Annotated in this window: 2 protein-coding genes; one reads left to right on the top strand and one right to left on the bottom strand. The window is 39.2% G+C overall.

Features of this window, described 5'->3' with window-relative positions:
- Positions 1–86: 86 nt before the first annotated feature.
- Entirely contained in the window at positions 87–1,124 is a 1,038-nt protein-coding gene (locus D8Q48_RS15040) for a YeiH family protein (RefSeq protein WP_121057080.1), read from the bottom strand.
- Between the two features lie 364 nt (positions 1,125–1,488).
- Between D8Q48_RS15040 and D8Q48_RS15045 the strand changes: the two genes are divergently transcribed.
- Positions 1,489–2,370 (top strand): LysR substrate-binding domain-containing protein, encoded by an 882-nt coding sequence (locus D8Q48_RS15045; protein WP_117991556.1) that lies wholly within the window; start codon positions 1,489–1,491, stop codon positions 2,368–2,370.
- The last annotated feature ends 179 nt before the right edge of the window (positions 2,371–2,549 follow it).

Raw genomic sequence — 2,549 nt, forward strand, 5'->3', positions numbered from 1 at the left:
GGCGGGGGGTCTTAATGCTCCTTCTGCCCCCACAAAAAAAAGCCACTAAACCCCGTCCCCAACTGGCACCCCAACCAAATCAACTCTTACCAAATATTCATGATATGTTGCATTATCAGGCTGACTACAGTAATGCCAACCCAGCAGGATGCTCCAAGTAAAATTGGTTTGCCACCGGATTTTACCAGCTTGACAACATTGCTGTTTAAGCCAATTGCAGCCATCGCCATAATGATGAAGAACTTAGACAATTCTTTCAGTGGAGCGAATACATCTGCGCTCACGCCGAGACTCATGCATATAGTTGTGATAATTGCTGCAATGATAAAATACAGGATAAACATTGGAAATGCACGTTTCAGGCTGAAATTTCCGGTTGATTTTCCATCTTTTGCGGCTGACTTTGCACGAATCAAGGACAGAACCAGTGTAATTGGAATGATTGCCAGAGTACGAGTCAGTTTTACAGTGACAGCAGTATTCAGTGTTTCACTTCCAAGATTCCACATACTGTCCCAGGTAGAGGCAGCAGCAGTGACAGAAGATGTATCATTAATCGCAGTTCCGGCAAATATACCGAAAGCATTTCCGCTTGTAGTATCAAAACCGAGAGCATTTCCAAGGATTGGAAATAGTACAGCAGCGATGACATTAAAGAAGAAGATAACGGAAATTGCCTGTGCCACTTCTGTATCATCAGCGTCAATGACGGGTGCAGTGGCGGCAATTGCAGAACCTCCGCAAATGGAAGAACCAACTCCGACTAAAATAGAGGTATTAGAAGGAACGTTTAACACTTTGCGAAGCAGCCATGCGATAAGCAAAGAGGTACTAATTGTGCTGATGATAATCGGAAGGGACTGACGTCCGGTCTGCAAAATAACTCCGAGGTTCATACCAAAACCAAGGAGGACAACAGCGGTCTGTAAAATGATTTTGGAAGTCCATTTGATTCCGGCTTCTGCATTTTTTTTATTTGTCCAGAAACAAGTGATTACCATTCCGGCAAGAATCGCAATGACAGGTCCCCCAATGACAGGAAATATTTTTCCGATAAGCCAGGAAGGAATGGCAATAAAGAAACAAACCAGAATGCCGATAAGATTTTTCTTGATAAAATTCATGATAAATTCCTTTCTTTGAAATAGTTTTGTGTTTTGTAATTGAAATCGTTACGTTTTACATTATGTGTGACCAATAACTTGAATTTTACTAAACAATTACAAAGTATAACACTGGAAAACAATAATAAAAAATTATATAATGTTATTGAAAGATAAAAATATATTATCTCAGTCGAGAAGACTCCCACCTCTTCAGGTGGTGAGTAATAGCAAATTTGTCTCAGTGGGAGTCCAATCTCCGACTGAGATAAACGCTCCGCGAGGATGCGCAGTGATTCTGATAGGAATATGTCAGCTTCGATGACCAGAATCACGCGCCAAGTCTCACGGACATTCGACTTGAATGATAAAAAAGGAAAACAGCATGTTAGATTTTAGAATAGAAACATTTTTGATGGTTACTGAAACCATGAATTTCACAGAGGCGGCCAAGAGACTTCATATTACACAACCCGCAGTATCACAGCATATTCATTTCCTGGAGAAAGAATATGATACCAAATTATTTTCCTATCATAACAAGCGGCTTAAAATGACAGAAGCAGGAGCAATCTTAAAAAAGCGTCTCATGACGATGAAAAATGATCAGCTTGCACTGAAAAATGAAATCAAAGTGCAAGAAAACAAGAAAGAAGTCCTTTCTATTGGGGTTACAATGACAATTGGAGAATATGCGATTGTAGAGCGACTGGCGGATTTTTTGCTAAAACATCCCGAGATGAATTTGCATATCCATTACGGGAATACGGCACAACTGTTAACGTTGCTTGATAAAGGGGATATTAATATGGCATTGGTGGAAGGAAATTATCCGAAAGAAAACTATGAACATAGAAAATATAGCACCGAAGATTATATAGCAGTTTGTGCAGTCGAGCATAAATTCGAACAAGCAAATCCAAAAACAATGAAAGAGCTTTTGCAGGAACGTCTGCTTGTAAGGGAAACTGGTTCCGGAACGAGAAATATTCTGGAAGAATTATTGCTTGCAAGAGGAATGAAGATAGAAGACTTTCAGCATTATGTAGAAGTAGAAAATATGCATACGATTATAGGATTCTTAAAGAAAGACTGCGGAATTTCATTTATGTATAAAGTTGCAGTTGAAGACGAATTGAAAAAGGGGACGCTAAGAGAAATTCAACTCTCAGATTTTAAAATGCAGCATGATTTTGATTTTATCTGGGAGAAAGGAAGCATTTATGCAGAAAAATATCGTGCAGTGTGTGAAGAACTGCAAAGTTAGGGATCATTTAGGGACGGGGGCCATTTGGGGACGGAGTGATCTGATTCCTGTCAAGTAGACAAGTTAAATAACTAAAATAAAGTGCTGATGAACGATCGTACGAAATGCGCGGTCGTTTTTCTATGCACACCATTTTTCTTTATATTTCTCAATTCGTTTGTTACGTGGAATTAAATATT

The organism is Ruminococcus sp. B05, from assembly GCF_003628495.1.
GTDB classification, from domain to species: Bacteria; Bacillota; Clostridia; order Lachnospirales; family Lachnospiraceae; genus Schaedlerella; species Schaedlerella hominis.